Origin of the sequence: Pseudomonas sp. Z1-12 (genome assembly GCF_051132015.1) — a bacterium.
GTDB classification, from domain to species: Bacteria; Pseudomonadota; Gammaproteobacteria; order Pseudomonadales; family Pseudomonadaceae; genus Aquipseudomonas; species Aquipseudomonas zanjanensis.
On sequence record NZ_CP071647.1, the window covers coordinates 2,146,839 to 2,168,314 of the forward strand.

The following is a 21,476-nucleotide window of genomic DNA, read 5'->3' on the forward strand; positions in this document are numbered from 1 at the left end:
GCTCCTTCTATTCTTCAAGAGGCATTTATTCCATGACCTATAAATCCCTGGGGCTTGCAGCCCTGTTGGTGATGTCGGCAACGACACTGGCGGGCTGTGAACAGGCTGAAAAAAGTGCCCAGCAGTTAATGGGGCAGGCTGCGGAAACCGCCAAGCAGGCCATTGACGATACCCATAAGGCCGCCGAACAGGCGATCAGCGAAGCCACCGGCGGCTTGATCAGCCCGAAGAAAGAGCCAGCGGACGAAGCTGACGAAACACAAACCCCGACCAAAACCATCTAACGCGTCACATCAGTCAGGACTGACCCATGGATTATCTTTTACAGCTCGCCGCCAGCCCCACCGCGTGGATCGCCCTGGCGACTCTGGTCGTGATGGAAATCGTGCTTGGCATCGATAACCTGATCTTCATTTCGATTCTGACCAACAAGCTGCCCGAACAGCATCGTGCCAAGGCGCGGCGGATCGGTATCGGCATGGCGCTGATCCTGCGCTTGGGCCTGTTGAGCACGATTGCCTTCATTGTGCAGTTGACCGAGCCGGTCATCGAAATCCTCGGCCAGGCGTTCTCTTGGAAAGACATGATCCTGATCGCCGGCGGCCTGTTCCTGCTGTGGAAAGCGACCACTGAAATCCACCACAGCATGGACCCGGCGCCGAATGATCCCAAGTCGGCCACGTCCGGTGTGACCCTGGGCTTTGCCGCGGCCATCGGTCAGATCCTGATGTTGGACCTGGTGTTCTCCATCGACAGCATTATCACTGCCGTGGGCATGACCGAGCATTTGCCGATCATGATCATCGCCGTCGTCGTCTCGGTGCTGGTGATGCTGCTGGCGGCCGAACCGCTCGCCAAGTTCATCAATGACAACCCGACGGTCGTCATGCTGGCCCTGGGCTTCCTGATCATGATCGGCATGACGCTGATCGCTGAAGGTTTCGGCGCCCATGTACCGAAAGGCTATATCTATGCGGCCATGGCGTTCTCGGCGGCGATCGAGGTGTTGAACATGTTGTCCCGCAGGGCCAAGGAAAAGGCGCTGCCCGACAACGCCTGATTCCAGGCAGCAGGCAGAAGCCACCCGGGTCCAGGCCCGGGTGGCTTTTTTTTTGGATTTCAGAACGATGGGTTTGAACGTGAGGGGTCAGTGCGCGGCGGCGTGGTGCCGGACAGGTTTGGCGGCTTTTCCCGATGGCGCAGGTGGCGCGTGATGGTGGCGTCGAGCGATTCGAAGCACCCCCCACAGCATGGCCGTGGCTACGCTCAGCCAGCCGAATATCAGCATCAGGATTGTCGTCGTCAGGCTCATTTGTGCCTCCTTCTATCCCCGGTTCGGGATAACGCACCCAGTACAATGGACAGTCTAGTCGCTCAAGTGTTGCAGCTTGTCGATGTATGGCGCTGGGGTATGGATCGGTTCGTTCTAGCGCCCTTGTAAAACGATTGTTATGGCTATACCCAGGGCTGTGCGCACCTTATGATCGTCGACCCACGCCTGGCCCGGATGCCGGGTACCTGAACAAGAGAGTCATCATGTCGCCAGTCATTCCATCGTTTCGATCATTGGTATTGGCGGTGTCCTGCCTCGTCGCTCTGGCGGGTTGCGCGGGCAGCGTATCGCCGCAGATCCAGCGCCTGCCCGAACGGGTAGAGCTCAACAGCGTGCCGTTCTATCGTGGCGAAATGCACCAGGGCGCCCCGCAATCCCTGGCCGCCTTGCTGACGTTGCAAGGCACCGTGATCACCCCAGGGCTGTTGGAAAAACCCTTGCACCTACCCGGTGGCGAAGCCCATTTGCAGAAAAATATGCAAACACTGGCGCGCGAGTACGGGCTGCTGGTATATCCCCTCGACGCCAGGCTGCCCGCGCTGTTGGAGCAGGTCGCGGCGGGTTATCCGGTGCTGGTGCGCTATGTCGATGGTTCGGCGTTTTGGGCCGCGCCTCGGTATGGGATTCTCGCCGGCTACAACCGCCAGAAGCAGACGGTGTTGTTGCGTGCAGGCATGAATCGTCGGCAGTTGATGAGTTTCAGTGCCTTCGAATCGGCCTTCCAGAGCGCGGCTGGCTGGGCGGTGCTGGTTCAGCGCCCTACGCAGCTTCCGGCCAATGTCGACTCACAGCGTTGGCTGAAAGCGGCGGCTGATCTGGCCGGGGCAGGGCAGGAGCAAGCGGCGGCGCGGGCCACCAAGGCGCTCAGCGCCGCGCATTGATCGTTCATCCCGTTCGTCACTTGCCGGGCACGACCTGGCAGGGCTGAGGCTCTTATCGTCAGGGTTGGGCATTTTTCCGACCGTGATAGGAGGAGGCACGCATGGCACAGTCGAAAACACCTACGGGGCCACATTCATCCGAGCATTCCAGTGGTGATGATTTGGGGTTCGATCCGGACTCGCCGGACCTTGAGGATCCCCAGGTCGATCCGGTCGGGCCGGCCAAGGCGCCTCTGGACAAGAAGAAGGATGAGGGCAAGCCCAAGTCTTATGATCCGCTGGGTGACCTGAAGCCGTAGATAGACGCGTGGTTTGGTGTGTATATCCGTTTTTTGCGTAACGGCGGCTTATGGTTCCGCTCTTACAGCGGGTCACTTTTGGAAAAGCGCCAAAAGTAACCAAAAACGCTTTGCCCCACCACTCGGCACCTCGCTTAGGCTCGGTGTGCCCTCACTCCGGCATTGCTCCGTGGGCCGCCGCGAAGGGCCATCCATGGCCCAGCGCGGCTATCCCGGCATCCATGCCGGGATGCCCACTGCGCAATGCCTGCGTTCGGCCAGCGTGGTTTAACGGGGCGTCCAGATCAAGATCAAGATCCGAAGCAGAGCAAGAGCAAGAGCAAGAGCGGGGCACATGCCGACATTTATGTGGCTGAGCCACCGCTATCGCGAGCAAGCTCGCTCCCACATGGATTTTCGGCAGCCACAAAATGCATATACGCCACAGAACTTTGTGGGAGCGAGCTTGCTCGCGATGACGCCGGCCGATCCAACATCGCCGTAAACTGACCCACCGCCTTCGCAAGCAAGCCCGCTCCCACTGAAGAAACGCGATCACCATAGAGCCAGGTCGGCTATCAGGCCGCCTCGCGGTGGACGTTGATCTCGGGCGCCCCGTTAACCACGATGGCTGAACGCAGGCATTGGTTCGTGGGCAACCCGGCATGGATGCCGGGTTAGCCGCGCTGGGCCATGGATGGCCCTTCGCGGCGGCCCACGGAGCAATGCCGGAGTGAAGGCATGCCGAGCCTTAGCGAGGCACCGAGTGGTGGGGCAAAAGCGTTTTGGTTACTTTTGCGCTTCTCAAAAGTGACCCGCTGTAAAAGCGGAACCCTAAGTAGCCGTTACCGAAGAAACGGATATACACCCAAAACTCAAAACCCAAGCAAAAAACGGCGCTCCCCATTTCTACTTGAAAGAAGCGCCGCTTTTTCTAAGTGAACAGCATGACGACGCGTGGATTACTTGGAAGCTTCCACCACCCCACTCTGGCGGCTCTTGAGATTCTTGGCGGCCTTGTATTGCAGGGCCACCGCCGGCACGGCGGCGCTTTTTCCGGTTTCCACCCAGCTACGAATCCGGCTGGCATCGGCGAAGTGCGTGTACTTGCCAAAGGCGTCGAGGATCACCAGCGCCATCGGGCGATTGCCCATCTTCGTGACCAGCACCAGGCAGTGGCCGGCTTGGTTGGTAAAGCCGGTCTTGGTCAACTGGATATCCCAGTTGGCCTTGTGAACCAAATGGTCGGTATTGCGAAACCCCAGGCTATACACCGGTTTGCGGAAGGTAACGGTCTTTTCCTTGGTCGTACTCAATTCGCTCAGCAGCGGGTACTTGCGGGCGGCGATCAGCAACTTGGTCAGGTCCCTGGCAGTGGAGACGTTGTTGATCGACAGGCCCGTCGGCTCGACGTAATGCGTGCTGGTCATGCCCAGCGCCTTGGCCTTGGCGTTCATGGCGGCAATGAACGCCGCATAGCCGCCCGGATAGTGGTGGGCGAGGCTGGCGGCGGCGCGGTTTTCCGAAGACATCAGGGCGATCAGCAAAACGTCCCGGCGTGACAGTTCGCTGTTGAGCTTGACCCGCGAAAATACCCCCTTCATCTCCGGAGTGTTGGCGATGGTGATGGAGATGTATTCATCCAGGTTCTGTTTGGCATCCAGCACGATCAGACCGGTCATCAACTTGGTCACCGAAGCGATCGGCACCACCACGTCGGGGTTGCTCGAATAGACGACTTTATCCGTCTGCAAGTCCAGCAACATCGCGCTGCCCGAGGCGACTTGCAGCTTGGCCGTGTCCCGAGGGGCTGCGATGGTTTCCTGTGCAACGACGTTTTGCGTGATAAGGCTGCCTGTGAAAGCGATGAACAGGCTGATGATCGAAAGATGGATTTTCACGCGAGTAGACTCGATGGAGTTGAAGGTGCCGTTGAGCAACGACTTAAAAAAACGTCGCATTCTAGGAGTATGGGCGACAGCAGCGCTATATGCCTGTACCGCCAGGGGTTGTGAATAAATAAAGTTTAATGAAGGGGGATTCTGGCGAATCGAATCTGAAAAATTCGTAGTTTGCGCGAGCCGTGCAAACGACCGATACCTGGCGGCTAAATCCCAATCACCAGAAACACTTGTGGGAGCGAGCTTGCTCGCGATAACGGTGTGTCAGTCAACCACGAGGTTGGCCGGTCTACCGCTATCGCGAGCAAGCTCGCTCCCACAGGGGCTTTGTCGAGGGCTGTCAGCTGTGCAGTGTTTCGGCCGCGTACAACGTGTTTTCCAATAGGCAGGCGCGGGTCATCGGGCCTACGCCGCCGGGTACCGGGGTGATCCAGCCAGCGCGGGGCAGGGCGGTCTCGTAGACCACGTCGCCCACCAGCTTGCCGTCGTCCTGGCGATTGATGCCCACGTCGATGACGATGGCGCCCTCCTTGATCCACTCCCCCCTGACCAGGCCGGGTTTGCCGGCGGCCACTACCACCAGGTCGGCACGGCCGACATGGCCGGCCAGGTCCTTGGTGAAGCGATGGGTCACGGTCACGGTGCAGCCGGCCAGCAGCAACTCCATGGCCATCGGGCGACCAACGATGTTGGACGCCCCCACCACCACGGCATCAAGGCCATACAGGTCCACGCCAGTGCTTTCCAGCAAGGTCATGATGCCCTTGGGGGTGCAGGGGCGAAGCAGTGGGATACGCTGGGCCAGGCGGCCGACGTTATAAGGATGGAAGCCGTCGACGTCTTTGTCTGGACGGATACGCTCCAGCAGCTTGGAGGCGTCGAGGTGTTCAGGCAGCGGCAACTGGAGCAGAACACCGTCGATGTTCGGATCGTCGTTCAGGCGATCGATCAGATCGGCCAACGCTTGCTGGGTGGTTTCGGAAGGCAGGTCGTAGGCCTGGGAAAGGAAGCCGACCTCTTCACAGTCTTTACGCTTGTGCGAGACATAAACCTGAGAGGCAGGATCGCTGCCGACCAGGATCACCGCAAGGCCGGGCGTGCGCAGGCCTTGCTGGCGGCGCTCGGTGACTCGTTGGGCGATCTGCTGGCGCAGGCTGGCGGCGATCGATTTGCCGTCGATAAGTTGTGCAGTCATTGCGCGTGGTTAACCATCGAGAGGGGAAAAAAAGAGAGCGCATTCTCGCACGCCGGGGCGTGAGGGCAAAGGCGCTTGGTCTGCAAATTCCCCTAACCCCTTTAATTAAATGAATTTTTTTTAAAAAAGAGTTGACGACCTATCAGGCCGTCTATAACATTCGTCGCACTTGTCGGGCACAGCCTAGCACTGGTTAAGAAGGTCGAGCGGAGTTGGTTGTTTCAACTCGGCAAAACTGAAAGCACTTAGTTTGTAATCGTCCAAGAATACAGATTAAAAAGGCGCCCGTAGCTCAGCTGGATAGAGCATCCGCCTTCTAAGCGGATGGTCGCAGGTTCGAGTCCTGCCGGGTGCGCCAATTAGGCAGCTTTGGCACAAGTAAGGCAACAAGGCAATATGGTGGGCGTAGCTCAGTTGGTAGAGCACGGGATTGTGACTCCCGTTGTCGTGGGTTCGATCCCCATCGTCCACCCCATATTCTAGAAAGGCGCCAGATCTAACAATCTGGCGCCTTTGCTTTAAAAGCTTGATACGCGGATGTGGTGGAATTGGTAGACACACTGGATTTAGGTTCCAGCGCCGCAAGGTGTGAGAGTTCGAGTCTCTCCGTCCGCACCATACAAGTCGCTATTTAAATAGCAGAAAACGGCGCAGTACCTGAAAAGGGCTGCGCCGTTTTTGTTTTCGGTGGTTCTGTGTCTGGCGTCGGCGCTGTTTTTTGCGGTTGAGCGCAGCGGACGGTTTGTCGCGAATATGTTTCGTGATGATGCGTAGCATGCCCGTCGGTCTCCTTGTGGGGCGGGGCGCTGCGCGATCGGACAAGCCGCTTCTATATATAGAAGCGTTGGCGCAGAGCCCTGGACTGAATCGACTGTATTTGCAATCCGGGTGGGGCATGACCGTTTGTCCCTTCCTAAATCCGGCGCCTGTTTCCAGCGCGTTTTCAGTAGGGTGACTTCTTGAGTTTGACCTACTAGAATGCATGCCCTTGATTCTGGGGTCGGAAACGCCCGGCCAACGTCTGTGCAACGAGGAATATCCATGCAAGTTTCTGTTGAAAATACTTCTGCTCTTGAGCGCCGCATGAGCATCACCGTGCCGGCTGAGCGCATCGAGACTCAGGTCAACAAGCGTCTGCAGCAGACTGCCCAAAAGGCCAAAATCCCAGGTTTCCGCCCAGGCAAAGTGCCAATGAGCGTGATCCGTCAGCGTTACGAAGCTGATGCGCGTCAGGAAGCCGTGGGCGACGTGATCCAGTCTTCGTTCTACGAAGCGGTCGTCGAGCAGAAGCTGAACCCGGCCGGCGCTCCGTCCGTCGAGCCTAAAGTGCTGGAAAAAGGCAAGGACCTGGAATTCGTCGCTACTTTCGAAGTGTTCCCGGAGTTCACGGTTGCCGGTTTCGAATCCATCGCCGTCGAGCGCCTGAGCGCTGATGTGTCGGATGCCGACCTGGACAAGATGCTGGACATCCTGCGCAAGCAGAACACCCGTTTCGAAGTGACCGAGCGTGCAGCCCAGAACGAAGACCAACTGAACATCGATTTCGTCGGCAAGGTCGACGGTGAAGTGTTCGCTGGCGGTTCCGCCAAGGCTACCCAGCTGGTACTGGGCTCCGGTCGCATGATCCCTGGCTTCGAAGATGGCCTGGTTGGCGCCAAGGCCGGTGAAGAGCGCGTGCTGAACGTGACCTTCCCTGAGGACTACCAGAACCTGGACCTGGCTGGCAAAGCCGCCGAGTTCACCGTGACCGTCAACAGCGTTTCCGAGCCGAAACTGCCTGAGCTGAACGAAGAATTCTTCGCCCAGTTCGGCATCAAGGAAACCGGTCTGGAAGGTTTCCGCGCCGAAGTTCGCAAGAACATGGAGCGTGAACTGCGCCAGGCCATCAAGTCCAAGGTCAAGAACCAGGTCATGGATGGTCTGCTGGCTTCCAACCCGATCGAAGTGCCAAAGGCCCTGCTGGACAACGAAGTGAACCGTCTGCGCGTGCAGGCTGTTCAGCAGTTCGGCGGCAACATCAAGCCGGACCAACTGCCTGCCGAGCTGTTCGAAGAGCAAGCCAAGCGCCGCGTCGTGCTGGGCCTGATCGTCGCCGAAGTGGTCAAGCAGTTCGAACTCAAGCCTGACGAAGCCCGTGTTCGCGAGCTGATCCAGGAAATGGCCTCGGCCTACCAGGAGCCTGAGCAAGTCGTGTCCTGGTACTACAAGAACGACCAGCAACTGAACGAAGTCCGTTCGGTTGTGCTGGAAGAACAAGTTGTGGATACTGTTCTGCAGAAAGCTAGCGTGACCGATAAAGCGGTCTCTTACGAAGAAGCGGTCAAGCCGGTGGAAGCTCCACAAGCCGATTGATGGTTCTGCGGTAAGAAATAAACACCCATAAGCCAGCCTTCGTGCTGGCTTATGCGTATTCAAGACATAACTATTTGGGAGTGACTGCGAGACATGTCCCGCAATTCTTTTTATCAGCAGAGCTCTGACATCCAGGCCGCAGGCGGCCTGGTCCCGATGGTTATCGAGCAGTCCGCCCGTGGCGAACGTGCCTATGACATCTATTCGCGTCTGCTCAAGGAACGCGTGATCTTTTTGGTGGGGCCGGTAGAGGACTACATGGCCAACCTGATCTGCGCGCAGCTGCTGTTCCTTGAAGCCGAAAACCCGGACAAAGACATCCATCTCTATATCAACTCCCCGGGCGGTTCGGTGACGGCGGGCATGTCGATCTACGACACCATGCAGTTCATCAAGCCTAACGTTTCGACGACCTGTATCGGCCAGGCGTGCAGCATGGGCGCGTTTTTGCTGACTGCTGGTGCCCATGGCAAGCGTTATTGCCTGCCGAACTCGCGCGTGATGATTCACCAGCCACTGGGCGGTTTCCAGGGCCAGGCATCGGATATCGAAATCCATGCCAAGGAAATCCTCTTCATCCGCGAGCGCCTCAACACCTTGATGGCCAAGCACAGCGGGCGCACGCTTGAAGAAATCGAGCGCGATACCAATCGCGACAACTTCATGAGCGCTGAAGCCGCACGTGAATATGGTCTGATCGATGAAGTGATCAGCCAGCGCCCCGCTTAAAATAAGCAGCTCAAAATGAGGTTGATCGGCAGGTCCGATCACCTGCGGGCTTGAAAAAGCCCGCAATTGCCTTCATCTTGTGTTGCAAGCCTATCGGATTTGGATCGATCGAATGACTGACACCCGCAACGGCGAGGACAACGGCAAACTGCTTTATTGCTCCTTCTGTGGCAAAAGCCAGCATGAAGTGCGCAAATTGATTGCCGGCCCCTCGGTCTTCATTTGCGACGAGTGCGTCGACCTGTGCAATGACATCATCCGCGAGGAGGTGCAGGAAGCCCAGGCCGAGAGCAGCGCGCATAAATTGCCTTCGCCTAAAGAAATCAGCGGCATCCTTGATCAGTATGTGATTGGTCAGGAACGTGCGAAAAAGGTACTGGCCGTAGCGGTGTACAACCACTACAAGCGCCTGAACCAGCGTGACAAGAAGAATGACGAGGTCGAACTCGGCAAGAGCAACATCTTGCTGATCGGCCCGACAGGCTCGGGTAAGACCCTGCTTGCCGAAACCCTGGCCCGCTTGCTGAACGTTCCGTTCACCATCGCCGATGCAACCACCCTCACCGAGGCGGGTTATGTCGGTGAAGACGTCGAGAACATCATTCAGAAGTTGTTGCAGAAGTGCGACTACGATGTGGAAAAGGCCCAGATGGGCATTGTCTACATCGATGAAATCGACAAGATTTCCCGCAAGTCCGACAACCCGTCCATCACCCGGGACGTTTCCGGTGAAGGCGTGCAGCAGGCCTTGCTCAAGTTGATCGAAGGCACGGTCGCTTCCGTTCCACCCCAAGGTGGTCGCAAGCATCCGCAGCAGGAATTCCTGCAAGTTGATACCCGTAACATCCTGTTCATCTGCGGCGGTGCGTTCTCCGGCCTGGAAAAGGTTATTCAGAACCGTTCCACCCGCGGCGGCATTGGTTTCAACGCCGAAGTGCGCAGCAAGGAAGAAGGCAAGAAGGTGGGTGAGTCCCTGCGTGAAGTCGAGCCTGACGATTTGGTCAAGTTCGGTCTGATCCCGGAATTCGTCGGTCGTCTGCCGGTCCTGGCAACGCTGGATGAGTTGGATGAAGCGGCGTTGATGCAGATTCTGACCGAGCCGAAAAACGCCCTGACCAAGCAGTATGCCAAGCTGTTCGAAATGGAAGGTGTAGACCTGGAGTTCCGTTCCGACGCGCTGAAATCGGTCGCCAAACGTGCCCTGGAGCGTAAGACCGGTGCCCGTGGGTTGCGCTCGATTCTCGAAGGCGTATTGCTCGACACGATGTATGAAATCCCCTCGCAGTCCGAGGTGAGTAAAGTCGTGATCGACGAAAGCGTTATAGAAGGCAAGTCCAAGCCATTGTATATCTATGAAAACAATGAGCCGGCTGCCAAGGCCGCACCGGACGCTTAAGCGTCCCGCTGCCGGAATAAAGAAGGGGCCTTCGGGCCCCTTTGCTTTTAGCGCGTTTTAGACGTGTCTTAGCGCTTGTTTTTTTTCAAGGCTGCCCCCATCTTGGTTTCAAGCTTACTTCCATCTGTTTCCGGCCCTAGGGCCGCCGTAGAGGCGAAATCATGAAGACAACCATCGAATTGCCTCTCCTGCCATTGCGCGATGTCGTGGTGTATCCGCACATGGTTATCCCGCTGTTCGTGGGGCGCGAGAAGTCCATCGAAGCCCTTGAGGCTGCGATGACGGGTGACAAGCAGATTCTGCTGCTGGCTCAGAGAAATCCAGCCGACGATGATCCCGGCGAAGACGCACTTTATCGCGTAGGTACGATTGCAACGGTTCTGCAGTTGCTCAAGTTGCCCGATGGTACCGTCAAGGTCCTGGTCGAAGGCGAGCAGCGCGGTACTGTCGAACGTTTCAGCGAAGTGGACGGCCACTGCCGGGCCGAGGTGTCGCTGATCGAAGAAGTCGATGCGCCCGAGCGTGAATCAGAGGTGTTTGTCCGTAGCCTGCTGTCACAGTTCGAACAATACGTGCAATTGGGCAAGAAGGTGCCTGCAGAGGTCCTGTCGTCGCTTAACAGCATCGACGAGCCTGGACGGCTGGTTGATACGATGGCGGCCCACATGGCCCTCAAGATCGAGCAGAAGCAGGAAATTCTCGAGATCATCGATCTGTCGGCCCGTGTCGAACACGTGCTCGCATTGCTCGATGGCGAAATCGATCTGTTGCAGGTTGAAAAACGCATTCGTGGTCGCGTCAAGAAGCAGATGGAGCGCAGCCAGCGCGAGTACTACCTGAATGAGCAGATGAAGGCCATTCAGAAAGAGCTGGGTGATGGCGATGAAGGCCACAACGAAATCGAAGAGCTGAAAAAGCGCATCGATGCCGCCGGCTTGCCCAAGGATGCCTTGGCCAAGGCCCAGGCTGAACTGAACAAGCTCAAGCAAATGTCGCCGATGTCTGCCGAAGCCACCGTGGTGCGCTCCTACATCGACTGGCTGGTCCAGGTGCCGTGGAAAGCCCAGAGCAAGGTGCGTCTGGACCTGGCACGCGCCGAAGACATCCTCGATGCCGACCATTACGGTCTGGAAGAGGTCAAGGAACGCATCCTTGAATACCTCGCCGTGCAGAAGCGCGTGAAGAAGATTCGCGGTCCGGTCCTGTGCCTGGTCGGTCCTCCCGGGGTGGGTAAAACCTCCCTGGCAGAGTCGATTGCCCACGCGACCAACCGTAAATTCGTGCGCATGGCCCTGGGTGGCGTGCGTGACGAGGCGGAAATTCGTGGTCATCGCCGTACCTACATCGGTTCGATGCCAGGAAGATTGATTCAAAAGATGACAAAGGTCGGCGTGCGCAATCCGCTGTTCCTTCTGGACGAAATCGACAAGATGGGCAGCGACATGCGCGGCGATCCCGCCTCTGCATTGCTCGAAGTGCTCGATCCGGAGCAGAACCACAACTTCAACGATCACTACCTGGAGGTCGACTACGACCTGTCGGACGTGATGTTCCTCTGCACCTCCAACTCCATGAACATCCCGCCAGCATTGCTGGACCGGATGGAGGTGATTCGTCTGCCGGGCTATACCGAAGACGAGAAGATCAACATCGCCGTGAAGTACCTTTCGCCCAAGCAGATCCAGGCCAATGGCCTGAAAAAAGGCGAGCTGGAATTCGACGAGGAAGCGATTCGCGACATCATCCGCTACTACACCCGCGAAGCCGGTGTGCGTGGCCTGGAGCGGCAGATTGCCAAGGTTTGCCGCAAGGCGGTCAAGGAACATGCGCTGGAAAAACGCTTCGCGGTCAAGGTCACTGCGGACCTGCTGGAGCACTTCCTGGGCGTGCGCAAGTTCCGCTACGGCTTGGCCGAGCAGCAGGACCAGATCGGCCAGGTGACTGGCCTGGCGTGGACTCAGGTCGGTGGCGAGTTGCTGACCATCGAAGCGGCCGTGGTACCGGGCAAGGGGCAACTGATCAAGACCGGTTCCCTGGGCGACGTGATGGTCGAGTCGATCACCGCGGCATTGACGGTGGTTCGCAGCCGCGCCCGGAGCCTGGGCATTCCCCTGGACTTCCATGAGAAGCGCGACACGCACATCCACATGCCTGAAGGGGCTACGCCCAAGGACGGCCCAAGCGCGGGTGTAGGCATGTGCACGGCCCTGGTCTCGGCCTTGACCGGTATTCCGGTGCGCGCCGACGTGGCCATGACGGGTGAAATCACGCTGCGCGGTCAAGTGCTGGCGATTGGTGGATTGAAGGAAAAACTGCTGGCGGCACACCGTGGCGGGATCAAGATCGTGATCATTCCCGAAGAGAATGTCCGCGATCTGAAGGAAATTCCTGACAACATCAAGCAAGATCTTCAGATCAAACCGGTTAAATGGATTGACGAGGTCCTGCAAATTGCGCTGCAATACGCGCCGGAGCCCTTGCCGGATGTGGCTCCGGAGATTGTCGCGAAGGAAGAAAAGCGAGAGTCTGACTCTAAGGAAAGAATTAGCACGCATTAATACGCATTTGCCTGGGGGGCCTTCCTTGACAGTTTTTTAGAGCCCTTGTTATAAAGCGGCTCTTAAGTGTCTGCAGGCCATTCAGCACTCGTTTTTGCTTTCACCAAAAAAACTTAGAATCATCTCAAATAGATATAAGGGGACTTAGAGTGAACAAGTCGGAACTGATTGATGCTATCGCTGCATCCGCTGATATCCCGAAAGCTGCTGCTGGCCGTGCGCTGGACGCTGTAATCGAATCCGTCACTGGCGCTCTCAAGGCTGGCGACTCCGTTGTTCTGGTTGGTTTCGGCACCTTCTCCGTGACCGATCGTCCTGCTCGTATCGGTCGCAACCCGCAGACCGGTAAGACGCTGGAAATCGCTGCTGCCAAAAAGCCAGGCTTCAAAGCTGGTAAAGCACTGAAAGAAGCCGTTAACTAAGGTTTCGTTGAGTTTATCCGGGTCGGGGTCATGCCTGGCTTGGCAGCGGAGCGGTAATACGACCGGTTGCTACCGGTCTGGCACGCCAGGGCTTGCAGGTTCGAGCCCGGTCCGCTCCGCCAGTTACGAGAAGGCGCATCCTCGGATGCGCCTTTCTTCTATCCGGATTCTACCCACGCTCCACGGTTGCCTAAATTTGAAGTTCAACCGTTTCTGGGGGACGCATGCTGCAGAATATCAGGGACAATTCACAAGGCTGGATTGCCAAGACCATCATCGGGATCATCGTCGCATTGATGGCGTTGACCGGTTTCGAAGCCATTTTTCAAGCCACCTCGAACACCAATGAAGCGGCCAAGGTCAACGGCGAAGAGATCAGCCAGAACGAGCTGAGCCAAGCGGTCGACATGCAACGCCGTCAGCTCATGCAACAGTTGGGCAAGGATTTCGACGCCTCCCTGCTGGACGAAAAAATGCTGCGCGATTCGGCACTCAAGGGCCTGATCGATCGCAAGTTGCTGCTGCAAGGCGCACACGATGCGAAATTCGCTTTCTCCGAAGCTGCGCTCGATCAAGTGGTCCTGCAAACGCCTGAGTTCCAGGTCGATGGCAAATTCAGCGCCGAGCGTTTCGATCAAGTGATCCGCCAGCTGGGTTACAGCCGTATGCAATTCCGCCAGATGCTGGCTCAGGAAATGCTGATCGGTCAGTTGCGCGCCGGCCTGGCAGGTAGCGGTTTCGTCACCGATGCCCAGGTGCTGGCATTCGCCCGCTTGGAAAAGCAGACCCGTGATTTCGCCACCTTGGACATCAAGGCCGATCCGGCGTCGGTGAAGCTGACCGATGATGAGGTCAAGGCTTACTACGACCAACACGCCAAGGAATTCATGACGCCTGACCAGGTGGTCATCGATTACCTCGAGCTGAAGAAAGCCTCTTTCTTCGATCAGGTCAGCGTCAAGGACGAAGACCTGCAAGCGGCTTACCAGAAAGAAATCGCCAATCTGTCCGAGCAACGTCGGGCTGCGCACATCCTGATCGAAGTGAACGACAAGGTCACCGAAGCCCAGGCCAAGGCGAAGATCGAAGAGGTCCAGGCTCGCCTGGCCAAAGGCGAATCGTTTGAAGCCCTGGCGAAGGAGTTTTCCCAGGATCCGGGTTCGGCGAACAACGGCGGCGATCTCGGCTATGCCGGCCCAGGCGTCTACGATCCGGAGTTCGAAAAGGCCTTGTACGCCTTGAACAAGGATCAGGTCTCGGCACCGGTGCGCACCGACTTCGGTCTGCACCTGATCAAGCTGCTGGGTGTCGAAGCGCCTGAAGTGCCGAGCTTTGCCAGCCTCAAGGACAAACTGACCCGCGATCTGAAGACCCAGCAGGTGGAGCAGCGTTTCGTGGAGGCGACCAAGCAATTGGAAGATGCCTCGTTCGAAGCGTCCGACCTGGCGCAACCGGCCCAGGACCTGAAGCTGACCGTCCACACATCGGCCCCGTTCGGTCGTGAAGGCGGCGAAGGCATTGCGGCCAATCGCGCGGTGGTGACTGCGGCGTTCAGCCCGGAAGTGCTGGAGGAGGGTGCCAACAGCACCGCCATCGAGCTGGACCCGGAAACCGTCGTGGTGCTGCGTGCCAAGGAGCACCGCAAGCCTGAGCAACTGCCGCTGGAAAAAGTGGCTGGCCCTATTCGTGCTCAATTGACCAAGGAACACGCCAGCGCAGCGGCCAAGACCCGCGCCGACGAGTTGATCGCCAACCTGCGTGATGGAAAGACGCCGCTGGACAAACCGGTCGACGGCCAGGGCTGGAAAGCCACCGAGGCGGTCACCCGCAACCAGGAAGGCATCGACCCGGCTGTGCTGCAAGCACTGTTCCGCATGCCCAAGCCTGAGTCCAAGGACAAGCCGACCTTCAGCAGCGTGACCTTGCCTGACGGCAGTCTGGTGGTCGTGCGTCTGAACGGTGTAAACGAAGCGGCGGCACCGACTGACGAAGAGAAGGCGCAATATCGCCGCTACCTTGCGTCCCGCGTGGGTCAGCAGGACTTTGCGGCGTACCGCAAGCAGTTGGAGAGTCAGGCGGATATCAAGCGTTTCTGATTGCTTGTTGAGGCTTGGCCGAATCTGGCTGGGCTGTTCACCTGGAAAAAACGGTGCTTCTTCAGAAATGGGAAGTGCCGTTTTTTTTTGGTTTTTTGAGAGGGGTCGGGTTTTGTGTGCTCGGTGCCTCGCCTAGGCTCGGCATGCCCTCTCTCCGGCATTGCTCCGTGGGCCCGCCGCGAAGGGCCATCCATGGCCCAGCGCGGCTATCCCGGCATCCATGCCGGGATGCCCACTCCACAATGCCTGCGTTCGGCCAGCGTGGTTAACGGGGCCTCAAGATCAAAAGCAAAAGCGAGGCGGCCTGATAGCCGACCTGGTTCTTGGTGTGACCGCGTTCCCCCTGTGGGAGCGAGCCTGCTCGCGAAGACGGTCTTTCAACCGACCTGTTCTGACAGTCGTACTTCGATCCCATTGTGGGAGCGAGCTTGCTCGCGATGGCGGTGGATCAGCTTGCCTGGGTGTTGAATGTGCTGATGCCTTCGCGAGCAAGCTCGCTCCCACAGGGTTTTGCGGTGTGAACTGACTGGCGGCGCTTGTCAGGAAAATCTCGGAAGAGTACAAATGTACTCCATGACGACTCTCTCTCCCCGCCGCACCGCCATCCTGACGTTTATCCGCGAACGCATCGCCGATCAGGGTCAGCCTCCAAGCCTCGCTGAAATCAGCGAGGCATTCGGTTTTGCCTCTCGCAGCGTGGCGCGCAAGCATGTGCTGGCGTTGACCGAGGCTGGTTTCATCGAAGTCAATCCGCACCAGGCCCGGGGCATTCGCTTGCTGAACCAGCCGTTGCGGCCCGAACTGCTTGACGTGCCGGTGCTGGGGCGAGTGGCTGCCGGCCTGCCGATTGGCGCCGATGCCGAGGTCCACAGTCGCCTGATGCTGGACCCGGCGATTTTCACCAAGGCGCCGGACTACCTGTTGCGGGTCCAGGGCGATTCGATGATCGAGGACGGCATTCTCGACGGTGACCTGGTGGGCGTGCAGCGTACGCCGCAGGCTGCCAACGGCCAGATCGTCGTGGCGCGCCTGGACGGTGAAGTCACCATCAAGCGCTTCGAGCGCACTGGCGAGCGGGTGCGTTTGCTGCCGCGCAACCCGGCCTACCAGCCGATCATCGTCGAGGCCGACCAGGACCTGGCGATAGAAGGGGTGTTCTGTGGCCTGGTGAGGCAAGGCTGATGGGCGCTGTCGTTGCGCTGGACACGCTGTTCAACGGCGGCCAGGTCTGGAAGGGCCGGCCTGCGCCGCCGGCTGCCAGCCCGCAACCCACTGGCCATGACGCACTGGACGCGGCGTTGCCCAGTGGCGGCTGGCCGGAAGCGGCGTTGACGGAGCTGCTCATCGCCGCGCCGGGCGTGGGCGAGTTGCAGTTGGTCTGGCCGACCCTGGCGCGGCTGGCGGCGGCGGGGGAGCGGATTGTGTTGGTGGCGCCGCCATTCGTGCCTTATCCCCAGGCTTGGCAGAACGCCGGCATCGACCTACGCCAGTTGTCGATCATCCGTGCCGATGAGCGTGAGGCCCTGTGGGCCACCGAACAATGCCTGCGATCGGGCAGTTGTGGCGCGGTGCTGTGCTGGCCCCGCCAAGCGGACGACCGGGCCTTGCGCCGCTTGCAAGTGGCGGCGGAAACCGGCCAGACCCTGGCATTCGCCTGGCGCCCGATCCAGGAGGCTATCAACCCGTCGCCGGCGGCCTTGCGCATCGCCATCGATACCCGGCCGGCGCAATTGCGCGTGCTCAAGTGCCGGGGCGGGCTGGCCCGTTCGGCGCCGATTGCCTTTGCCACGCTCGCCCCACAAACCGGGCATTGAGGTTGCGATGCGTTGGGTCTGTATTCTTTTCCCGCAATTGGCGCTGGACGCCGCGCTGCGTCAGCGCCCCGATCCCGACCAGCCCCTGGCCTTGCTGACCGGTCCGGCCCAGCGCCGGATCCTCCAAGCAGTGAACGCGCCGGCACGGGCCCTGGGCTTGCGTCCCGGCCAGACCATGACAGCCGCCCAGGCCTTGAGCAAAGGCTTTGCCACCGCCGAGTACGACGCGGCGCAGATCGAGTATTGGCAACAGTTCCTGGCGGCCTGGGCCTACCGTTTCAGCTCCCAGGTCAGCGTGCATTACCCGCGTACCCTGCTGTTCGAGATCGAGTCGAGCCTGGGCCTGTTCGGACCCTGGCCGGTGTTCGAGGCGCGCTTGCGAGCCGAGCTGAACGAGCTGGGCTTTCGCCATCGCATCGTCGCCGCCCCCAACCCGGTGGCGGCGCGGGTGCTGGCCAATGCCTATGACGCCCTGGTGGTGCCCGATGCCGAGACTTTGCAGCACTGCCTGGGCCACATGCCCGTGGAGCGCATCGGCCTGGAGCCCGACGTCGCCACGGCGCTGTCGCGCATGGGCCTGCGCCGCCTGAGCCAGGTCCAGGCCTTGCCCCGACAGACCCTGGCTCGGCGTTTCGAGGCCCAGGTGCTCAAGCACCTCGACGCGTTGACGGGCAGCCGCACCCTGGCGCTGTCATTCTACCTGCCGCCCGACCGTTTCGATGTGCGCATCGAACTCAACTATGACGTGCAATCCCATCAGGCGCTGCTGTTCCCGTTGCGCCGCCTGACCGGTGACCTGTCGGCCTTCCTCTGCGGACGCGACAGCGGCGTGCAGCGCTTCGACTTGCACCTGGAACACGCCGGGTTGCCGGATACGGTGATCAAGGTCGGCCTGCTCAGCGCCGAACGCGACCCGGCGATGCTCTTCGAACTGGCCCGCGGTCGCTTGGAGCAAGTGCAGGTCGAGGCCCCGGTGCGGGGTTTTCGCTTGTGTGCCGAAGACCTGCCGAGCTTCGTGCCCCAGCGCCTGGAGCTGTTCGACGAACGCCCGCAACAGTCATTGCCCTGGGAGCAACTGCGGGAACGGCTACGGGCCCGCCTGGGGGATGATGCCGTGCAAGGCTTGGGGTTTCGCGACGACCATCGGCCTGAGTGCGCCTGGCAGACGACTCCCCAGCCTCGATCCCAGGCTTGTCCGGCGCGCGAGGGTGTGCAGCGTCCCGGCTGGCTGTTGGATGAACCCCAGGTTTTGCCGCAAGGCCAGGCACAGATCCTCATGGGGCCCGAGCGTATCGAGACCGGTTGGTGGGACGGCGCGGATGTGCGCCGCGACTATTACCTGATCGAAACCCGCAGCGGACAACGGGGCTGGGCCTATCGACCGGTGGGCGAGGGCGGGCCGCTGTGGCTGCAGGGCTGGTTCGCATGAGCGTTGAGTACGCCGAGCTGCATTGCCTGTCGAACTTCAGCTTCCAGCGCGGCGCCTCCAGTGCCCTGGAATTGTGCCGTCGCGCCAAGCAGCAGGGCTATCAGGCCTTGGCGATCACCGATGAATGCACCCTGGCCGGGATCGTCCGCGCCTGGCAGGCGGCCAAGGAGTTGGCGCTGCAATTGATTGTCGGCAGCGAAATCCAGGTCGAGAATGGTCCGAAACTGGTGCTGCTGGTGGAAAACCTGGACGGCTATCAAGCCTTGTGCCGGTTGATCACCCGCGCCCGGCGCCGTAGCGAGAAGGGCCACTATCGGATCGTGCGAGAGGACTTCGACGAGCCCTTGCCGGGGCTGCTGGCGTTGTGGGTCGCCGAGGGCAAGGACGCCGAGGAGCACGGGCGTTGGCTCCAGCCGATCTTTGCCGGGCGCCTGTGGCTGACGGTCCAGTTGCATTGCGGGCAGGACGACCGCCGACGGCTGGCGGGCTGCCTGGCGCTGGCCGAACGCTTGGATCTTCCGGCCGTGGCCAGCGGCGATGTGCACATGCATGTGCGCGGTCGTCGTGCCTTGCAGGACACCATGACCGCCATCCGCTACCACGTCACGGTGGCCGAGGCCGGCCAGCGCCTGCACCCCAACGGCGAGCGCCACTTGCGCAGCCGCAAGGATCTGGCCGAGTTCTACCCGCGGGCCTTGCTCGACGAAACCCTGGCCATCGCCCGGCGCTGCACCTTCGACCTTGGCCAACTGCGCTATGAATATCCGCGTGAGCTGGTGCCCGAGGGACATGATCCGGCGTCCTGGCTGCGGGAACTGACCGAGCGGGGTATGCGCGAGCGGTGGAAGGATGGCGTGACAGACAAGGTGCGGGCACAGATCGACAAGGAACTGAGCCTGATCGCCGAATTGGGCTATGACAGCTATTTCCTCACCGTGCAGGACATTGTCAGCTTTGCCCGCAGCCGCCATATCCTCTGCCAGGGGCGCGGTTCGGCGGCCAACTCGGCGGTGTGCTACGCCTTGGGCATTACCGAAATCGACCCCAGTCTCACCAGCCTGTTGTTCGAGCGTTTCCTGTCCCGGGAGCGCAACGAGCCGCCGGACATCGACGTCGATTTCGAACACGACCGTCGCGAGGAAGTGCTGCAGTACGTGTTCCAGCGCTACGGTCGTCATCGTGCGGCCTTGACGGCGGTGGTCAGCAGTTACCACGGCGCCGGGGCGGTGCGCGATGTGGCCAAGGCCCTGGGCCTGCCGCCGGACCAGGTCAATGCCCTGGCCGATTGCTGCGGCCGTTGGAGCGACGAGGCGCCGCCGGTGGAGCGCTTGCGTGAAGGCGGCTTCGACCCGGACAGCCCGGTGTTGCGCCGGGTCTTGGGCCTGACCCAGCAATTGATCGGTTTCCCCCGGCACCTATCCCAGCACCCTGGCGGCTTCGTGATTTCCGAACAGCCCCTGGACACCCTGGTGCCGGTGGAAAACGCGGCCATGGCCGAGCGCACCATTATCCAGTGGGACAAGGACGACCTGGACGCGGTCGGGCTGCTCAAGGTGGATATCCTGGCCTTGGGCATGCTCAGCGCGATTCGGCGTTGTTTCGACCTGATCGAGCAGTACCGGGGACAGCGTTATGCCTTGGCGTCGTTGCCCCAGGAAGATCCGGCGACCTACCAGATGATCTCGCGGGCCGACACCATCGGTGTCTTCCAGATCGAATCCCGGGCGCAGATGTCGATGTTGCCTCGGCTGAGACCCGAGAGGTTCTACGATTTGGTCATCGAAGTGGCGATCGTGCGGCCCGGGCCGATCCAGGGAGGGATGGTGCACCCGTACCTGCGGCGCAGAAACAAGGAAGAGGCGGTGACGTATCCCTCTGAAGCGCTGAAAGCCGTGCTCAACCGCACCCTGGGTGTTCCCTTGTTCCAGGAGCAGGTCATGCAGATCGCCATCGTCGCGGCCGACTACACCCCTGGCGAAGCCGACCAATTGCGGCGCTCCATGGCTGCCTGGAAACGTCACGGTGGGTTGGAGCCCCATCGGGAACGCTTGGCGCAGGGGATGAAGAACAATGGCTACACCGCTGAATTCGCCGCGCAAATCTTCGAACAGATCAAAGGCTTCGGCAATTACGGTTTTCCCGAATCCCACGCTGCCAGTTTCGCCTTGCTGACCTACGCTAGCAGTTGGCTCAAATGCCACGAACCGGCGGCGTTTGCCTGTGCCTTGATCAACAGTTGGCCGATGGGGTTCTACAGTCCGGACCAGATCCTCCAGGATGCCCGCCGGCATCAACTGTCGATCCGCCCGGTGGACGTGCGCGCCAGCGATTGGGAGTGCAGCCTAGAGCCCATGGACGGCCGGCAACCGGCGATCCGCATGGGGCTGCGCCTGGTCAAGGGGTTTCGCGAAGAGGATGCCCGCCGTATCGAAGCGGCGCGCCGGCAGCGGCCCTTCAGCGACGTGGCCGACTTGGGTGAACGCGCGCAACTCGATGCCCGGGCCCAGGCGCAACTGGCGGACTCGGGGGCCTTGCAGGGCTTGGCCGGGGATCGCCATCGGGCTCGCTGGGAAGTGGCCGGGGTACAGAAGCAACTGGGCCTTTTCGCCGGTTTGCCCAGCCAGGAAGAACCGCCCGTGACCCTGCCCGAACCCACGCTGGGGGAAAACCTGTTTGCCGATTACGCCACGCTGGGCACGACTCTTGGCCCTCATCCGCTGGCCCTGCTGCGTCCCGAACTGCGCGCCCGGCGCTGCCGCAGCTCCCGGGAATTGCAGGACGTGGAGCATGGCCGCAACGTCAGCGTCGCCGGGCTGGTCACTGGCCGCCAACGCCCAGGCACGGCCAGCGGCGTGACCTTCGTCACCCTGGAAGATGAATTCGGCAACCTCAACGTGGTGGTCTGGCGCGACCTGGCCGAGCGCCAGCGCAAGACCCTGGTGGGCTCGCAATTACTCAAGGTCGACGGGCGCTGGGAAAGCGTCGGCGAGGTCCGCCACTTGATCGCCGGGCGCTTGAGCGACTTGACTGAATTGTTGGCGGGTATCCAGGTGCAAAGCCGCGATTTCCGCTGAGGTTGCAAACCCTGCCTG

At 60.1% G+C, this 21,476-nt stretch carries 18 protein-coding genes and 3 tRNA genes; 17 read left to right on the top strand and 4 right to left on the bottom strand.

Annotation, left to right across the window (positions count from 1 at the left end):
- Positions 1-32: 32 nt before the first annotated feature.
- Both J3P85_RS09540 and J3P85_RS09545 read left to right on the top strand, forming a co-directional pair.
- On the top strand, positions 33-284 hold the full coding sequence (locus J3P85_RS09540) for a hypothetical protein (RefSeq protein ID WP_024619156.1): 252 nt from the start codon (positions 33-35) through the stop codon (positions 282-284).
- A 26-nt stretch (positions 285-310) separates the two neighbouring features.
- On the top strand, positions 311-1,060 hold the full coding sequence (locus tag J3P85_RS09545; RefSeq protein ID WP_053120828.1) for a TerC family protein: 750 nt from the start codon (positions 311-313) through the stop codon (positions 1,058-1,060).
- An 87-nt stretch (positions 1,061-1,147) separates the two neighbouring features.
- On the opposite strand, the gene J3P85_RS09550 is transcribed toward J3P85_RS09545, so the two are convergent.
- Positions 1,148-1,312, bottom strand: a complete 165-nt coding sequence (locus tag J3P85_RS09550) for a hypothetical protein (RefSeq protein WP_434705595.1) — start codon at positions 1,310-1,312, stop codon at positions 1,148-1,150.
- Between the two features lie 224 nt (positions 1,313-1,536).
- Here J3P85_RS09550 and J3P85_RS09555 point away from each other — a divergent pair, with 224 nt between their 5' ends.
- Complete coding sequence (locus J3P85_RS09555; protein WP_434705596.1) at positions 1,537-2,214, top strand: peptidase C39 family protein; 678 nt, start codon at positions 1,537-1,539, stop codon at positions 2,212-2,214.
- A gap of 101 nt (positions 2,215-2,315) precedes the next feature.
- Positions 2,316-2,513 (top strand): DUF6021 family protein, encoded by a 198-nt coding sequence (locus J3P85_RS09560; protein ID WP_053183400.1) that lies wholly within the window; start codon positions 2,316-2,318, stop codon positions 2,511-2,513.
- 941 nt (positions 2,514-3,454) lie between these two features.
- On the opposite strand, the gene pbpG is transcribed toward J3P85_RS09560, so the two are convergent.
- Both pbpG and folD read right to left on the bottom strand, forming a co-directional pair.
- The gene (pbpG, locus tag J3P85_RS09565) at positions 3,455-4,393 is read right to left on the bottom strand and encodes a D-alanyl-D-alanine endopeptidase (protein WP_434706346.1); all 939 of its coding nucleotides are present in this window, start codon (positions 4,391-4,393) and stop codon (positions 3,455-3,457) included.
- Between the two features lie 340 nt (positions 4,394-4,733).
- Positions 4,734-5,588: a bifunctional methylenetetrahydrofolate dehydrogenase/methenyltetrahydrofolate cyclohydrolase FolD gene (gene folD, locus J3P85_RS09570; RefSeq protein ID WP_053120836.1), complete on the bottom strand. Its 855-nt coding sequence runs from the start codon at positions 5,586-5,588 to the stop codon at positions 4,734-4,736.
- Between the two features lie 281 nt (positions 5,589-5,869).
- On the opposite strand from folD, the gene J3P85_RS09575 reads away from it, so the two are divergent.
- The 3 genes from J3P85_RS09575 (at position 5,870) to J3P85_RS09585 (ending at position 6,206) form a co-directional block, all read left to right on the top strand.
- Positions 5,870-5,946: transfer RNA gene (locus J3P85_RS09575), tRNA-Arg, on the top strand.
- Positions 5,947-5,987: 41 nt separating this feature from the next.
- Positions 5,988-6,063 (top strand) — tRNA-His (locus J3P85_RS09580).
- Positions 6,064-6,121: 58 nt separating this feature from the next.
- Positions 6,122-6,206, top strand: a tRNA-Leu gene (locus J3P85_RS09585).
- Positions 6,207-6,215: 9 nt separating this feature from the next.
- On the opposite strand, the gene J3P85_RS09590 is transcribed toward J3P85_RS09585, so the two are convergent.
- Complete coding sequence (locus J3P85_RS09590) at positions 6,216-6,365, bottom strand: hypothetical protein (RefSeq protein WP_411387019.1); 150 nt, start codon at positions 6,363-6,365, stop codon at positions 6,216-6,218.
- A 264-nt stretch (positions 6,366-6,629) separates the two neighbouring features.
- Here J3P85_RS09590 and tig point away from each other — a divergent pair, with 264 nt between their 5' ends.
- From tig to J3P85_RS09640, 10 genes are all read left to right on the top strand, one after another.
- Positions 6,630-7,940, top strand: a complete 1,311-nt coding sequence (tig, locus tag J3P85_RS09595; RefSeq protein WP_122568033.1) for a trigger factor — start codon at positions 6,630-6,632, stop codon at positions 7,938-7,940.
- 93 nt (positions 7,941-8,033) lie between these two features.
- Positions 8,034-8,669, top strand: a complete 636-nt coding sequence (gene clpP / locus J3P85_RS09600; RefSeq protein WP_186609760.1) for an ATP-dependent Clp endopeptidase proteolytic subunit ClpP — start codon at positions 8,034-8,036, stop codon at positions 8,667-8,669.
- 112 nt (positions 8,670-8,781) lie between these two features.
- On the top strand, positions 8,782-10,065 hold the full coding sequence (gene clpX / locus J3P85_RS09605; RefSeq protein ID WP_063322129.1) for an ATP-dependent Clp protease ATP-binding subunit ClpX: 1,284 nt from the start codon (positions 8,782-8,784) through the stop codon (positions 10,063-10,065).
- 161 nt (positions 10,066-10,226) lie between these two features.
- Entirely contained in the window at positions 10,227-12,623 is a 2,397-nt protein-coding gene (gene lon, locus J3P85_RS09610; protein ID WP_014339302.1) for an endopeptidase La, read from the top strand.
- Between the two features lie 149 nt (positions 12,624-12,772).
- Entirely contained in the window at positions 12,773-13,045 is a 273-nt protein-coding gene (locus tag J3P85_RS09615) for an HU family DNA-binding protein (protein ID WP_002552737.1), read from the top strand.
- 224 nt (positions 13,046-13,269) lie between these two features.
- On the top strand, positions 13,270-15,141 hold the full coding sequence (locus J3P85_RS09620) for a SurA N-terminal domain-containing protein (protein ID WP_434705597.1): 1,872 nt from the start codon (positions 13,270-13,272) through the stop codon (positions 15,139-15,141).
- A gap of 564 nt (positions 15,142-15,705) precedes the next feature.
- Positions 15,706-16,323, top strand: coding sequence for a transcriptional repressor LexA (gene lexA / locus J3P85_RS09625; protein ID WP_434705598.1), 618 nt, complete (start codon positions 15,706-15,708; stop codon positions 16,321-16,323).
- Complete coding sequence (gene imuA, locus J3P85_RS09630; protein ID WP_250963988.1) at positions 16,323-16,955, top strand: translesion DNA synthesis-associated protein ImuA; 633 nt, start codon at positions 16,323-16,325, stop codon at positions 16,953-16,955. Before lexA ends, imuA begins: the two co-directional genes overlap by 1 nt.
- Before the next feature lie 7 nt (positions 16,956-16,962).
- Positions 16,963-18,384, top strand: a complete 1,422-nt coding sequence (locus J3P85_RS09635; protein ID WP_434705599.1) for a Y-family DNA polymerase — start codon at positions 16,963-16,965, stop codon at positions 18,382-18,384.
- The gene (locus J3P85_RS09640; RefSeq protein ID WP_434705601.1) at positions 18,381-21,458 is read left to right on the top strand and encodes an error-prone DNA polymerase; all 3,078 of its coding nucleotides are present in this window, start codon (positions 18,381-18,383) and stop codon (positions 21,456-21,458) included. Before J3P85_RS09635 ends, J3P85_RS09640 begins: the two co-directional genes overlap by 4 nt.
- Positions 21,459-21,476: the final 18 nt, after the last annotated feature.